Here is a 13,442-nt window from a genome sequence, read left to right on the forward strand (position 1 = left end):
TATAACATAGCATTGACAGCAGGCGCCTGGCGGCTAAGACGATTGCCGATACAATATAACACTCCGAGAGGGCCCGGTGAACTCCCCATCCAAGTCGACCCTTCTTCTCGCGGCCGGCCTTGCCTGCATCTCCAGCGCGGCCCTGGCGGAGGTCGCCGAAGGCGTCTCCGAGGTCGTGGTCACCGGACAGAGACAGGCCTATCGGGGCCAGTTCACGCTGCAGGAGACGCCCCAGAGCCTGGCGGTGATCTCGCAGCGCACCCTTCAGGACAACAACATCACCGGCCTGACAGAGGCCCTGGACCTCAATGCGGGGGTCGCCCGGCAGAACAATTTCGGCGGTCTCTGGGACGCCTATGCGGTGCGCGGCTTCGCCGGGGACGAGAACCTCCCCAGCGGATATCTCGTGAACGGCTTCAATGGCGGACGTGGTTTTGGCGGCCCGAGGGACGTCGCCGGCGTCGAGCGCATCGAGATCCTGAAGGGCCCCAACGCCGCTCTCTTCGGCCGCGGCGAGCCGGGGGGGACGGTGAACATCGTTACCCGAAAGGCCCGGTTCGGTGAGACCGGAGGATCCCTGAGCGCCAGCCTTGGCGGGTTCAGCGCCCGCCGGGCTGAGGCTGACGTCAATATCGCAGCCGGGGAGGTTTTCGGAGCCCGGCTTGTCGGCTTCTACGACGAGGCCGAGAGCTTCCGACGGACAGTCAGCACCGAGCGTTATGGCTTCCTGCCCTCCTTCGGATTCCGGCTGGGTGAGGACACCATGGTCACCTACGACCTGGAGGTCACCCGCCAGAAGGCGCCCTTCGACCGCGGCGTCCCGGCCATTGGCGGCGTTCTGGGCAAGGTGGACCGACGGACCTTCCTGGGCGAGCCCGGCGACGGCCCTATCGAGGCGGACGCCACGGGGCAGCAGCTGGAAGTCCAGCACGACTTGAGCTCCACCTGGAGCCTGCTTGTCGGCGCCGGCTTCCGTACGACAAACCTGACCGGGTTCTCCACCGAGGCCGAACTCGCCGCCTCCCGGCAGAAGCTCAGTGTCGACGGCAGATCCCTATCCCGGCAGAGACGATTCCGAGATTACGAGGCTGATCACGCTGTCCTTCGGGGAGAGCTGTCGGGCGATTTCCAGGCCTTTGGCCTGCGCCACCGCCTCCTTGCCGGCGCCGACTTCGACCGCTTCGAGAACAGCCAGCTGTTCCTGAGGTTCCGGCCCGCGGCCGTCAGCGGCAATCCCTCGGACCAGGCCGCCAACGTCATTGACGTCTTTGCCCCGGTCTATGGCCGGTTCCCGCTGCCGACCCCGGGGCCGCTGACCAACCGGCTTGATGTGCAGGAGGCGGCTGGCCTCTACCTGCAGGACCAGATCGCGCTCACCGAGTCCCTGCAGGTCCGGCTGGGCGTCCGCTATGACGACTTCTCCCTGGAAAGCCTCAACCGGGCGACGGGCGTGTCCCAGAGCCGCTCGGAAAGTCGCCTCAGCCCGCAGGTTGGCCTGGTCTGGACCGCCGCCCCGTCCCTGTCCTTCTTCGCCGCTTACGGCGAGGGCTTCCGCGCCAATATCGGCGCTACGGCCAGGGGCGAGATCTTTGATCCCGAGACCAGCCGGTCCTTCGAGGCCGGCGCCCGGTTCACCCTCCTGGACGGCGACCTGACCGGGACCCTGGCCGTCTTCTCGATGCGAAAGAGCCAGGTTCTCGCTGCTGACCCGGCCAATCCGGGCTTCTCCCTGCCCATCGGCAAGGCCGGCAGCCAGGGGCTGGAGTTCGACCTGAACGGCCGCCTCCCCGGCGGGGTCGAGGCCCTCCTGTCCTACGCCTATGTCGAGGCTGAGGCCCGCTCCGATGTCCTCGATCCCAACTTCTCCCTCCAGATCCGCAAGGGAGACCGGCTGATCAACGTGCCGCGGCACAGCCTCAACGGACAGGTCGCGCGCGACTTCACCCTTGGCGAAACCGAGGTCCGCCTCGGCGTCGGCGTCCAGCACGTGGGCGAGCGCCTCGGAGAGACCGCGACGAAGTTCGAGCTGCCCGCCTACACCCTGGTCCGGCTGTTCGGCGCCTGGCGCGCCACCGACCAGGTCGAGGTCTTTGGCGAGGTTCAGAACCTGTTCGACGAGACCCATTACACCAACAGCTTCTCCACCCTCTGGGTCCAGCCGGGGGCCCCGAGGACGGGCTCAGTGGGCGTACGCCTGCGCTTCTGAGGCTCAGTCGCCGGGCGGGACCTCTCCCGCCACCAGGGCCAGGACGGCGGGACCGTAGCGGGCCAGCTTGCTCTCGCCCACGCCGCTGACCCGCGACAGGGCCGCCGCGTCGGCGGGCCTGCGGGTGGCGATCTCCGCCAGGGTGCGGTCGCTGAAGATGACATAGGGCGGCGCCTTCTGGCGGATCGCCTCAGCCCGGCGCCAGGCGCGAAGGGCGGCGAAGAGTTGCGGATCGCCCTCGAAGACGGTCTCCGAAGCGTCGCGGCGGCGTCGTCCCGGCGTCCCGCCACCGTCGGGGGAACCGTCCCCGGACCCGGGGGGGCGCCCCTGGGACAGGCGTCCCTCCACCCGTCGCTCCCCGCGGTAGACCGCCCGCACCGCCTCGGCGTCGCCCAGGCCGATGAGGGGGCGGCCCTCGTTCGGGTCCTCGCGCAGCAGGCCGTCGAAGATCAGCTGGTCGATCAGGCCGCGCCAGTCCCCCGCCGAAAGCTCGGCGCCGACCCCGAAGGTGCTCAGCCCCGCCTCGAAGGCCGAGGGCTCGCGGGTCTTGCCGAGGAGGTGCTCCACCAGCCGGCCCCGGCCATACCGCCCGTTCAGTCGCTGGGCCGCCGACAGGACTTTCTGAGCCTGGAGGGTCAGGTCCGCGCCCTTCGGGGGATTCAAACAATTGTCGCAGCGCCCGCAGTCGGCCACCCCCTCCTCGCCGAAGTAGCGGCGGACCGCCGCCGTGCGGCAGGCGCCCCCGTCCAGCAGGGCGTAGAGCTGGCGCACCTTGCGCACCTGCACTGCGCGCACCTCGTCGGAGAGGGCCTGACCGTCCAGCCGGCGCAGGGCCCAGGCCATGTCCGCCGCCCCGTAGAGGGTGATCCCCTCGGCCGGCTCGCCGTCGCGCCCGGCCCGGCCCACCTCCTGCCAGTAGGCCTCGATGGAGGCGGGCGGATCGGCGTGGATCACATAGCGGACGTCCGGCTTGTCCACCCCCATGCCGAAAGCGATGGTCGCCACCATGACCGCCGCGTCGGAAGCCAGGAACTCGGCCAGGCGGCGCTCGCGCAGGTCGCGGTCCAGGCCGGCGTGGTAGGCCATGGCCGGCAGGCCCGCGGCGCACAGCTCGGCGGCCAGGGCCTCGGTCCCGTCCCGGGAGCCGGCGTAGATCACCCCGGGCCGGTCGCGCCGCGCCTTGGCCAGCTCCAGCACCCGCCTGCGGCCGGTCCCGGCCTTGCGCTCGGCAGACAGGGCCAGCTCCGGTCGGTCGAAGGAGGCGACGAACTCCCGGGCCTCGCCCAGGTGCAGGCCCTCGCGGATGTCCCGCCGGGTCCGGGCGTCGGCGGTGGCGGTGACCGCCAGGCGCGGGACCCCCGGGAACAGGCCGGCCAGCTGGCCCAGCTGCCGGTACTCCGGCCGGAAGTCATGGCCCCACTGGCTGACGCAGTGCGCCTCGTCGATGGCGATGACCGAGAGGGGAACCTGCGACAGCCGCTCCAGCATCCAGGGCTGGAGCAGCCCCTCCGGCGAGACATAGAGCAGGTCCAGGGTCCCGGCCTCGATCCGCGCCCAGGTGGCGGCCCGGGCCTCGGGATAGGTGAGGGAGTCCAGCCGGGCCGCGGCCACCCCGGCCTGGACCAGGCCCGCCACCTGGTCGGCCATCAGGGCGATGAGGGGGCTGACCACCAGGCCGAGGCCCGGTCGCAGCAGGGCGGGGATCTGGTAGCAGACGCTCTTGCCGCCGCCGGTGGGCAGGACGGCCAGGGCCGGACGCCCGGCCATGACCTCGGCGATCACCGACGCCTGAAGCCCACGGAACCCGGGGTGTCCGAAGACACGGCGCAGGACCTCCTGCGCCTCCTTGAGCGAATCGTCGGACATGCCCCTCTATCGCGCGGCCCGCCCCGCCTGCGAAGGGGTTGGGTCGGGGCGACCGGGCCTATTCCGCCGCCAGGGCGACCGGGGCGTCCTGGGCGCCGCGCACCAGCCGCCCGGGCAGGGCGCCGGTGGGCTCGCCGTCGCGATAGGTGACCTGTCCGGCCACCAGGGTGGCGACATAGCCCCGGGCCCTCTGCAGGAGGCGGCGCCCGCCCGCCGGCAGGTCGTAGCCCACCGACGGCGGTTCCACCGCCAGCCGGTCGAAGTCGATGACGTTGAGGTCGGCGCGAAGGCCCGGCGCCACCAGCCCCCGGTCCAGCAGGCCCACCGTCTCGGCCGTGGCCCGGGTCTGCAGGCGGACCATGTGCTCCAGGGGCAGGCGCGGCCCCCGGGTCCGGTCCCGGGCCCAGAGGGTCAGGTTGGTGGTCGGGAAGCTGCCGTCGCAGATCATGCCCACATGGGCCCCGCCATCCGAAAGGCCGGCCACGCAGTCCGGGTGGCGCAGCATGTCGTAGGCCGGGTCCAGCCCGCCGTCGGCATAGTTGAGGAAGGGCAGGTAGAGCATGCCCCGCCCGTCGCGGCTCATCATGTGCTCCAGGGCGACCTGCTCAGGCGTCACGCCCCGGGCCCGGGCCAGGGCGGAAATCGAGTCCTGGCGGGTCGGCTCGTAGTCTGGCGTCTCGGCCATCAGGAACATGTTGTCCCAGTCCCGGGTCAGGCGCGAGGCGATGGCGGCGCTGCCAGGCGTCGCGGCGTCGTCCAGCAGGGCGGCCCGGAAGGCGGCCTCCGCCAGCCGCGCCAGCCTCTGCCCTAAGGGCAGGGTCGCCACGGATTTCCAGGCCTCGGTATGGCTGAAGGGATTGAGGGTCAGCTCGAAGCCCAGGAGGACGCCCACCCCCCGGCCGGCTACCTGTGCCCGCATGGGCAGGCCGTCGGCGGTGGCGGCGGACAGGGCGGCCAGCAGGTCGCGCCAGGCGTCGGGCGCCTTGGGGCCTTGCAGCAGGCTGAAGGACAGGGGCCGGCCCGAGGCCTCCACCAGCCGGCGCATGAGGCCGAACTCGGCGGCCGGGTCGGCGAAGTCGGAGACGAACTGCAGGACGCCGCGCCCGGCGGCCTTCAGCCCCAGGGCGATGCCCATCAGCTCGTCCTCGGCGGCGGTCAGGGTCGGCGTCGGCTGGCCGTCCGACGTGCGGTGGTTGAGGGTGCGCGAGGTGGAGAAGCCCAGGGCGCCGGCCTCCATGGCCCGCTTCGCCAGGGCCGACATGGCGGCGATGTCGGCGGGGCTGGCCGGCTCCCGGTTCGCGCCGCGCTCGCCCATGACGAAGACCCGCAGGGCCGCGTGCGGCAGCTGGGCGCCGACGTCCAGGTCGTAGGCCCGGCCGGACAGGGACTGGAGATAGTCGGGATAGCTCTCCCAGTTCCAGGGCAGGCCCTCGGCGAGGACGGGATGGGGAATGTCCTCCACCCCCTCCATCAGCCGGATCAGCCGGTCGTGATCCTCGGGCCGGCAGGGGGCGAAGCCGACCCCGCAATTGCCCATGACGGCGGTGGTGACCCCGTGCCAGGCGGAGGGGGTGAGGTGGTGGTCCCAGGTGACCTGGCCGTCATAGTGGGTGTGGATGTCGACGAAGCCGGGGGTGACGATACTGCCCCGCGCGTCGATCTCCTCGGCGCCTGACCCGCTGACGGCGCCGACGGCGGCGATCCGCCCGTCCTTCACCGCCACGTCGGCCTCGAAGCCCGGCGCCCCGGAGCCGTCGATCACGGTCCCGCCGCGGATCACCAGGTCGTAGGCGCGTTCCCGTCCGGCCATGACATTCCCTCCGTCGCGGTCCCCGCCGCGTGGGGAGGATTCAGCGCCCATGCCGGGGCGCCGGTCAAGACACCCGGCGCCTTTCGCCGGAGACGCGCGGCCACCATCTCTCCGCCGCAGACAGAAGGAACCCCTCATGCAGACGTCGACCACCCCCTACATCGCCGGCCGGGAGATCGCCGAGACCCTCGGCGTGGTGACGGGCGAGGCCATCATCGGGGCCAACATTTTCCGCGACCTGCTGGCCGGACTGACCGACATCGTCGGCGGTCGCTCCCGCGCCTATGAATCCGCCATGCGGGACGCCCGGGAGATCGCCCTGAAGGAGATGGCCGACGAGGCCCGTCGTAAGGGCGGCGACGCCGTGGTGGGCGTGGACCTGGACTACGAGACCCTGGGTTCCGGCAGCATGCTGATGGTGTCGGCCACCGGCACGGCGGTGCGACTGAGATAGGCCCGGGCCCGTCGCCACCGCCCCTTCCGGCGCCTATGCTGCGCCCATGAGTCGCACCTTCCTGGAATTCTTCGCGGGCGGCGGCATGGCGCGGCTGGGGCTGGGGCCGGGATGGTCCTGCCTGTTCGCCAATGACTTCGACCCGGTGAAGGGGGCCGCCTACCGGGCCAACTTCCCGGACGCCGGGGCGCATTTTTCCGGCGCGGACGTCTGGAGCCTCTCGGCGGCGGACCTGCCGGGGCCGGCGGCCATGGCCTGGGCCTCCTCGCCCTGCCAGGACTTCAGCCTGGCCGGCGGCCGGGCGGGGCTGTCGGGCGGACGGTCCTCGGCCTTCTTCGGCTTCTGGCGGCTCATGGAGGCCCTGGACGAGGCCGGCCGGGCGCCGCCCCTGATCGTGGTGGAGAACGTTGTCGGCCTGCTCACCTCCCGGGGCGGGGCGGACTTCGCGGCCCTCTGCGCGGCCCTGACGGGGCGCGGCTACCGGGTGGGCGCCATCGAGGTGGACGCCGCGGCCTTCACGCCGCAGTCCCGCCCCCGCCTTTTCGTCATCGCCTTCCGGGGCGCGCCGCCGCCGGACCTGTCCGCCGGCGGTCCCTTCGTGACCCCGGCGGTGGCCCGGGCCCGGGACCGGCTGGAGGGCGCGCCGCGGGCGGCCTGGACCGACTGGTCCACCCGCTCGCCGGCCGGGCGGAACACCCGCCTTGCGGACCTCCTGGAGCCGGACGGTCAGGTCGCCTGGAACCCGCCGGACCTGACCCGCCGGCTGGTCGCCATGATGTCGCCGGTCCAGGCGGCCCGGCTGGAAGCCCTGAGAACGGCGGGGGGCCGGCACGTGGGCGCCTTCTTCCGCCGCACCCGGCGCGAGGACGGGCAAAGCGTCCAGAGGGCCGAGGCCCGGTTCGACGGCCTGGCGGGCTGCCTTCGCACGCCCCGGGGCGGCTCTTCCCGCCAGTCGGTCATCGTCGTCGAGGACGGCGCCGTCCGCACCCGCCTCCTGACCCCACGGGAGGCGGCCCGGCTGATGGGCCTGCCGGAAGGGTATGTCCTGCCCCGCGGCGTGTCGGCGGCCCTTCACGTGGCCGGCGACGGGGTGTGCGTCCCGGCCGTCCGCTGGCTGGCCGACGCCCTGCTGGAGCCCCTGCTGGACAGCCTGCCCGCGGCCAGGGTTTAGATTTCCTGAGCCGCCGGCGCGACAACCTGCCTTCCCAAAGCCGCCCGGGCGCCTAAGGTCGCTCACTTCAACCCTCCGGAGACTTCGCCATGGCTGGATCCGACTACGATGCCGCCCGCTACCGCCGCGTGGGCCGCGGCAAGGTCTATGAGTCCATCGTCGACACCATCGGCGACACCCCCCTCGTGGCCCTGCCCAACCTGACCCGGGCCCTGAAGCCCAAGGGGCGGGTCCTGGCCAAGCTGGAGTTCTTCAACCCCACCGCCTCGGTGAAGGACCGCATCGGGGTCTCGATGATCGAGAGCCTCGAGGCCCAGGGCCTGATCCAGCCGGGCGCAACCCTGATCGAGCCGACCAGCGGCAACACCGGCATCGCCCTGGCCTTCGTGGCCGCCTCCAAGGGCTACAAGCTGATCCTCTGCATGCCGGAAAGCATGTCCATCGAGCGCCGCAAGATGCTGGTCCTGCTGGGCGCCCAGCTGGAGCTGACCCCGGCCGAACGCGGCATGGCCGGCGCCGTGGCGCGGGCCAAGGAGCTGGTGGAGGCCACCCCCGGCGCCGTCATGCCCCAGCAGTTCGACACCCCCGCCAACCCCCTGATCCACAGGGTCTCGACCGCCGAGGAGATCTGGAACGACACGGACGGGGCGGTGGACGCCGTCGTCTCGGGCGTCGGCACGGGCGGCACCATCACCGGCGTCGGCCAGGTGCTGAAGGCCCGCAAGCCGGGCCTGAAGATGGTGGCCGTGGAGCCTGCGGCCTCGCCGGTCCTTTCCGGCGGAACCCCCGCGCCACACAAGATCCAGGGCATCGGCGCGGGCTTCGTGCCCTCCATCCTCGACCGCGGGGTGATCGACGAAATCATCCAGGTCTCCAACGAGGACAGCTTCGCCATGGCCCGGCGCGTGGCGCGGGAGGAGGGGATCCCCGTGGGCATCTCCTCCGGCGCGGCCCTCACCGCGGCCTTCAACCTGGCGGACCGCGCCGACTACGCCGGCAAGACCATCGTCGCCATCATTCCCTCCTTCGCCGAGCGCTACCTCTCGACGGCCCTGTTCGACGGCCTCTGAGGGCGTGCCCGACGTTTTTGACCCGCCGACCCGCTCTGCGGTCATGCGGCGGGTCAAGGCGCGCGGCACCGGGCCCGAGCTGAAGGTTCGCCGCCTGCTGACCCGGCTGGGCGCGCGATACCGCCTTCACCGGGCTGACCTGCCGGGCCGCCCCGACATCGTCCTGCCCGGGCGGCGGCTGGCGGTCTTCGTCCACGGCTGCTTCTGGCACGGCCATGACTGCGCGCGCGGGGCGCGGGTCCCGGAGGCGCGGCGGGAATACTGGACGGCCAAGGTCGCCGGCAACCGGGCGCGGGACGCGCGCAACCTCTCCGCGCTCGCCGAGGCTGGCTGGCGGGTGGAGACGATCTGGGAGTGCGAGCTGAAGGCCCGCGACCTGCCGGCGCTGGAGGACAGGCTCAGCCGGCTCCTTGCGGAGACGGCGCCTCGATCCTGACCTCGCACCTCACCGAGTTGGCGATGAAGCACTCGGCGTGGCTGGCCTCGTGCAGGGCCTCCAGGGCGGCGGGGTCCGGGGCCGCGCCGACCCAGGAGATGTCGGGCCGCAGGACCACCTCGACCAGGCCCTTCCGGCCCGGGGCGACCTCGCCCATCCGGCCGCGGGCGGCGTCGGCGTAGCGGTCGATGAAGAAGCCGGCCCGCCGCGCCTTGTCCAGGAAGGTCAGCATGTGACAGCTGGAAAGGGCCGCCACCAGCATCTCCTCGGGATCGATCCCGGCGGGGTCGGCCCAGCGGCCCACCACTGAAGGAGCGGCGGAGGCAAGGATCTCGGCGCCGCCGTCGAAGGTGATCCTGTGGGCCCGGCTGTAGCGCCCCCTGGGGAAGTCGGCGTCGGGCTGGACGGTCCAGGTGACGAAGGCGTCGTGGTCGGACACGGGCGGCGGCTCCGGTTCAGAAGGCCTCGGCGGGAAGGGCCATGACGGTCTCGGCCCCGGACTTCAGCCGGGCCAGGTGCACGCCGGCCTCCGGCAGGATCCGCGCAAGGAAGAAGCGGCCGACGGCCAGCTTGGAGGTCCAGAAGGGGTCGGCGTCGCCGGCGGCGATCTTCGCCTGGGCGACCAGGGCCATCCGCGCCCACATCCAGGCGAGGGCCGTCAGGCCCACCAGGTGCAGGAAGTCGTGGGAGCCGGCCGCGGCGTTGTCGGGATTGGACAGGCCGTTCTGCATGAGCCAGCCGACACCGTCCTGGAGCTGGGCCCGGGCGCCGTCGAGGCCGTCGAGGAAGGGGTCGGTGGCCGCATCGCCCCGGGCTCCGGCCGAGAAGGCTTCCAGCTCGGCCAGCCAGGTCAGCATGGCCCGGCCGCCCTGGGCGGGCAGCTTGCGGCCGACGAGGTCCAGGGCCTGGACCCCGTTGGTCCCCTCGTAGATCAGGGCGATGCGCACGTCGCGCATGTACTGGCTGGCGGGGAAGTGCTCTGTGAAGCCGGAGCCGCCGTGCACCTGCAGGGCGTCGGAGCAGACCTTCAGCCCACGGTCGGTCAGGTAGGCCTTCACCACCGGCGTCATCAGGGCGGCGTAGTCGGAGGCCTTCTGGCGCACAGCTTCGTCGGGGTGGAGGTGGGACAGGTCCCCCTGCAAGGCGGCCCAGAAAAGGAAGGCCCTCCCGCCCTCGACCAGGGCCTTGCCCTCCATCAGCTGGCGGCGGACATCGGGGTGGACGATGATGGGGTCGGCGGGGCCGTCGGGGTTCTTCGGGCCGGTCAGGGCCCGGCCCTGGAGCCGGTCGCGGGCGAAGTCCGAGGCCGCCTGCAGGGCCGCCTCGGCCTGGGCGATCCCCTGGAGGCCGACGCCGATCCGGGCCTCGTTCATCATCACGAACATGAGGGCCAGGCCCCGGTTCTCCTCGCCGACGAGCCAGCCCACGGCCTCTTCGTGCCGCATGACGCAGGTAGCCGAGCCGTGGATGCCCATCTTCTCCTCGAGGCCGTCGCACCAGACGCCGTTGCGGGCGCCGGGCTTGCCGTCGGCGTCGGGGATGAACTTGGGCACGATGAAGAGGGAGATGCCGCGCACGCCCTCGGGCGCGCCCTCCACCCGGGCGAGGACCAGGTGGACGATATTGTCCGCCATGTCGTGCTCGCCGCCGGAGATCCAGATCTTGGTCCCGGAGATGCGATAGGTCCCGTCGCCCTGGGGCGTGGCGCGGGTGCGCAGGAGGCCCAGGTCCGTGCCGCAGTGCGGCTCGGTCAGGTTCATGGTCCCGCACCACTCTCCCGAGGCCAGCTTGGGCAGGTAGAGGGCCTTCTGGGCGTCTGAGCCCCCGTTCAGGATGGCCGAATAGGCGCCGTGGGTCAGGCCCGGGTACATGGAAAAGGCCATGTTCGCCGAGGAGCTCATCTCGGAGAAGGACAGGTTGATCACGTGCGGCAGGCCCTGGCCGCCAAAGGCGGTGTCGGCCCCGATGGCCGCCCAGCCGCCCTCGACCAACTGCCTGTAGGCGTCTGCGAAGCCCTTCGGGGTGCGGACCGAATGGTCCGGCGACCAGGTGCAGCCCTCCTTGTCGCCCACGGCGTTCAGGGGGGCCAGGACCCCGGAGGTGAACCGGCCGGCCTCGTCCAGGATCTGGGCGACGACGTCTGGCCCGGCCTCGGAGAAGCCCGGCAGATCGGCATGTTCGCCGATCCCCAGCAGGTCATTGAGGAGAAAGGCGTGCTCGCGGACCGGTGGGCGGTAGGGCATGGGGAACTCCGGGGAGACTGGGGCGTCGGGGACGGCTGTCAGCCGGCGCGGCGCATCTCGCCGGGCCGCGGACGCCGCGGGCGGATCGCCTCGACAGGCTGCTCCAGAAGGTCCGGACGGGTCTGCTTCAGCTGGGACTCCAGCCGCGCGCAGGCCTCCTGCAGGACGTCGACGGCCATGTCGATATCCCGGCGCTGGGATTCCAGGGCGCGGATACGTTCGCGGAACTTGGCCAGGGAGATGGCGTTCTGGGTGGCGCAGCCGTCGCCCAGTTCATAGAGGTCGAGGATCTCGCCGATCTCGGAGAGCGCCAGGCCGACGCGCTTGCCGCGGAGGATCAACTGGAGGCGGGCGCGGTCCTTGTAGGAATAGACCCGGTTCATGCCGTCGCGCTCAGGGAAGATCAGTCCCTTGTCCTCGTAGAAGCGCAGGGCGCGCGGCGTGCAGCCGAACTCCTGGCAGAGCTGGCGAATGGTGAAGGTGCGGGCGGGGCGACGCAGTTCCGTAGGCATGTCCGGTGGCTCCCTCTCAGACGGAATGGGTGACGCGCACGTAAGAAGACCTTACGCGAACGTCAAGGGGCCCCTCAGGCGTCCGGGCGCGCCCGGCGGGGGCCTCTGGCGCCCGCCGCAGGGAGCTGGATCTCGAAGACCGTCCCGGCGGGACCTGTAGCGGTGAGGCTCAGTTCCCCGCCATGCCCCAGGACAAGCTCGTGGGCTATGGCAAGGCCCAGGCCCGCCCCGTCCGGCCGGCCAGAGCCGGCGAAGGGCTGGAAGAGGCGATCCCGCGCCCGGTCGGAAAGCCCCGGCCCATTGTCGGCCAGGGTGATGATGTCGGTCTCGCCCTCGCGGCGCCAGCCGGCCCGCACCACGCCTGAGCGGGGCGGGGTGACCGCCTCGATGGCCTCGCGGGCGTTGCGCATCAGGTTGACCAGGATCCGGTGCAGCTGGTCGGGATCGGCCTGGACCTGCACCTCCGGCCCGACCTCGCAGACGAAGAGCACCCCCTCCGGCCGGTCTGACAGCCGGCCTTCCTCGGCCGCGTCGTCCAGGGCCTGGGCAAGGGCCAGGGAGACAGGAGACGGCGGCGCCTCCTGGGTCTTGCCATAGGCCAGGACGTCGCTGGCCAGGCGCACGGCCCGGTCTAGGGCCCGCTCGAGACGCGGCAGGGCCTGGGCCACCCGGGGGTCCGGCACCGAGGCCATGCGCTCCGAGGCCATCTGGGCGCTGGTCAGCATGTTGCGCAGGTCGTGGTTGATCTTGGCCACCGCCTCGCCGAGGGCGGCCAACCGGGCCCGGGAAGCGAGGGCGGTGCGAAGGTCCGCCTGCATCCGGTCGAGCTCGGCCTCCGCCCGGCCGACTTCGTCCCGGCGTCCCGAGGGCTCGAGGTGGGCGGCGGGATCGTCGGGGTCGGCCCGGAACCGCTCCATGGCCCGGGTGATCCTCTGCATGGGCCGGACGAGGAAGAAGTTCAGCGACAGGAAGACCAGGGCCCCCGCCAGACCGGCGACGAACAGGGTGGTGAAGACCAGCTGCCAGAGATAGGCCTTGAGCTCGCCCTTCAGGGGGGCGTGGGGCGCCACCACCTCGATGAACTCGGCCTCCTCGCGGAAGCGCGGTTCGGCGATCACCCGGACGGCCCGGTCGTCCCCGGCGCTGAGCGTCTGGAACGGAGCTATGAGCCAGGAGCTGACCGCCTGCTGGCGCAGGTCGACGAAGTAGGGCGCCTCGTCCCGGCGCGGCCCCTGCAGGACCAGGCGGCGAAGGCCCTTTGACTGGATGGCCACGGTCTCCACCCCGGCGCCGGCGAGGAGCTGGGCGGAAAGCTTCTCTGTGACGACCCGGTCGGGCGCCACCTCGGTGGCCAGGGAGGCCAGCTCGGCGGCCCGCACGCGGTCCAGCAGCCAGTTGCGTTCGAAGGCCGCAAGGGCCGGCGGCAGGATGAAGGCGCCGGCCAGGGCGACGAAGAGGGCGGTCAGCACCAGAAGGCGCGCAGACAGGCCGCCCGGCCAGAACAGTCTCCGGCCGGTTCGACCCCATCCGGCCTTTCCGGCGGCGGGTTCTGGCGCCTGGACTTCGGCCATGGCTCTCCAGTAGGCGAAAGCCGGCCTGCGGGCAACGCGCGGGGCCGGATCGGCGTCTCAGCTGGCCCCCTCCGACGCGCTTTCGCGCGCCACCTCCCCTTGG

Annotated in this window: 11 protein-coding genes; 5 read left to right on the top strand and 6 right to left on the bottom strand. The window is 72.0% G+C overall.

Going from position 1 to position 13,442, the window contains the following annotated elements; genetic code table 11:
• Window positions 1–76 precede the first annotated feature (76 nt).
• The gene (locus HYN04_RS00165) at window positions 77–2,206 is read left to right on the top strand and encodes a TonB-dependent siderophore receptor (RefSeq protein ID WP_110448877.1); all 2,130 of its coding nucleotides are present in this window, start codon (window positions 77–79) and stop codon (window positions 2,204–2,206) included.
• Between the two features lie 3 nt (window positions 2,207–2,209).
• Here HYN04_RS00165 and recQ read toward each other — a convergent pair whose 3' ends face one another.
• Both recQ and HYN04_RS00175 read right to left on the bottom strand, forming a co-directional pair.
• The gene (gene recQ / locus HYN04_RS00170) at window positions 2,210–4,072 is read right to left on the bottom strand and encodes a DNA helicase RecQ (protein ID WP_110448878.1); all 1,863 of its coding nucleotides are present in this window, start codon (window positions 4,070–4,072) and stop codon (window positions 2,210–2,212) included.
• A gap of 58 nt (window positions 4,073–4,130) precedes the next feature.
• Entirely contained in the window at window positions 4,131–5,882 is a 1,752-nt protein-coding gene (locus tag HYN04_RS00175; protein WP_110448879.1) for an N-acyl-D-amino-acid deacylase family protein, read from the bottom strand.
• A gap of 136 nt (window positions 5,883–6,018) precedes the next feature.
• Between HYN04_RS00175 and HYN04_RS00180 the strand changes: the two genes are divergently transcribed.
• The 4 genes from HYN04_RS00180 to HYN04_RS00195 all read left to right on the top strand — a co-directional run bounded on the left by HYN04_RS00180 (window position 6,019) and on the right by HYN04_RS00195 (window position 9,013).
• Entirely contained in the window at window positions 6,019–6,336 is a 318-nt protein-coding gene (locus HYN04_RS00180; protein WP_110448880.1) for a YbjQ family protein, read from the top strand.
• Window positions 6,337–6,382: 46 nt separating this feature from the next.
• Window positions 6,383–7,507, top strand: a complete 1,125-nt coding sequence (locus HYN04_RS00185; protein ID WP_110448881.1) for a DNA cytosine methyltransferase — start codon at window positions 6,383–6,385, stop codon at window positions 7,505–7,507.
• An 89-nt stretch (window positions 7,508–7,596) separates the two neighbouring features.
• Window positions 7,597–8,577 carry a cysteine synthase A gene (cysK, locus tag HYN04_RS00190; protein ID WP_110448882.1) on the top strand — a complete coding sequence of 327 codons (981 nt, stop codon included), beginning with the start codon at window positions 7,597–7,599 and terminating at the stop codon, window positions 8,575–8,577.
• 4 nt (window positions 8,578–8,581) lie between these two features.
• Window positions 8,582–9,013 (top strand): very short patch repair endonuclease, encoded by a 432-nt coding sequence (locus HYN04_RS00195; RefSeq protein WP_110448883.1) that lies wholly within the window; start codon window positions 8,582–8,584, stop codon window positions 9,011–9,013.
• Here the strand turns inward: HYN04_RS00195 and HYN04_RS00200 are convergent.
• The 4 genes from HYN04_RS00200 to HYN04_RS00215 all read right to left on the bottom strand — a co-directional run bounded on the left by HYN04_RS00200 (window position 8,976) and on the right by HYN04_RS00215 (window position 13,339).
• Entirely contained in the window at window positions 8,976–9,452 is a 477-nt protein-coding gene (locus HYN04_RS00200) for an OsmC family protein (RefSeq protein WP_110448884.1), read from the bottom strand. The two genes, HYN04_RS00195 and HYN04_RS00200, sit on opposite strands and share 38 nt — an antisense overlap.
• Before the next feature lie 16 nt (window positions 9,453–9,468).
• Window positions 9,469–11,256, bottom strand: a complete 1,788-nt coding sequence (locus HYN04_RS00205) for an acyl-CoA dehydrogenase C-terminal domain-containing protein (protein WP_110448885.1) — start codon at window positions 11,254–11,256, stop codon at window positions 9,469–9,471.
• Between the two features lie 38 nt (window positions 11,257–11,294).
• Window positions 11,295–11,768 (bottom strand): MerR family transcriptional regulator, encoded by a 474-nt coding sequence (locus HYN04_RS00210; RefSeq protein ID WP_110448886.1) that lies wholly within the window; start codon window positions 11,766–11,768, stop codon window positions 11,295–11,297.
• Window positions 11,769–11,842: 74 nt separating this feature from the next.
• Window positions 11,843–13,339, bottom strand: a complete 1,497-nt coding sequence (locus HYN04_RS00215; RefSeq protein ID WP_110448887.1) for a sensor histidine kinase — start codon at window positions 13,337–13,339, stop codon at window positions 11,843–11,845.
• Between the last annotated feature and the right edge of the window lie 103 nt (window positions 13,340–13,442).

The sequence above is a fragment of the Phenylobacterium parvum genome (genome assembly GCF_003150835.1).
In the GTDB taxonomy this organism is placed as follows: Bacteria; Pseudomonadota; Alphaproteobacteria; order Caulobacterales; family Caulobacteraceae; genus Phenylobacterium; species Phenylobacterium parvum.

What these genes read in the sequence shown, in the direction of transcription:
- HYN04_RS00210 (WP_110448886.1), bottom strand. Translation starts at nt 11,768, where the DNA reads ATGCCTACGGAACTGCGTCGCCCCGCCCGCACCTTCACCATTCGCCAG.
- cysK (WP_110448882.1), top strand. Translation starts at nt 7,597, where the DNA reads ATGGCTGGATCCGACTACGATGCCGCCCGCTACCGCCGCGTGGGCCGC.
- HYN04_RS00180 (WP_110448880.1), top strand. Translation starts at nt 6,019, where the DNA reads ATGCAGACGTCGACCACCCCCTACATCGCCGGCCGGGAGATCGCCGAG.
- HYN04_RS00175 (WP_110448879.1), bottom strand. Translation starts at nt 5,882, where the DNA reads ATGGCCGGACGGGAACGCGCCTACGACCTGGTGATCCGCGGCGGGACC.
- HYN04_RS00205 (WP_110448885.1), bottom strand. Translation starts at nt 11,256, where the DNA reads ATGCCCTACCGCCCACCGGTCCGCGAGCACGCCTTTCTCCTCAATGAC.
- HYN04_RS00215 (WP_110448887.1), bottom strand. Translation starts at nt 13,339, where the DNA reads ATGGCCGAAGTCCAGGCGCCAGAACCCGCCGCCGGAAAGGCCGGATGG.
- recQ (WP_110448878.1), bottom strand. Translation starts at nt 4,072, where the DNA reads ATGTCCGACGATTCGCTCAAGGAGGCGCAGGAGGTCCTGCGCCGTGTC.
- HYN04_RS00185 (WP_110448881.1), top strand. Translation starts at nt 6,383, where the DNA reads ATGAGTCGCACCTTCCTGGAATTCTTCGCGGGCGGCGGCATGGCGCGG.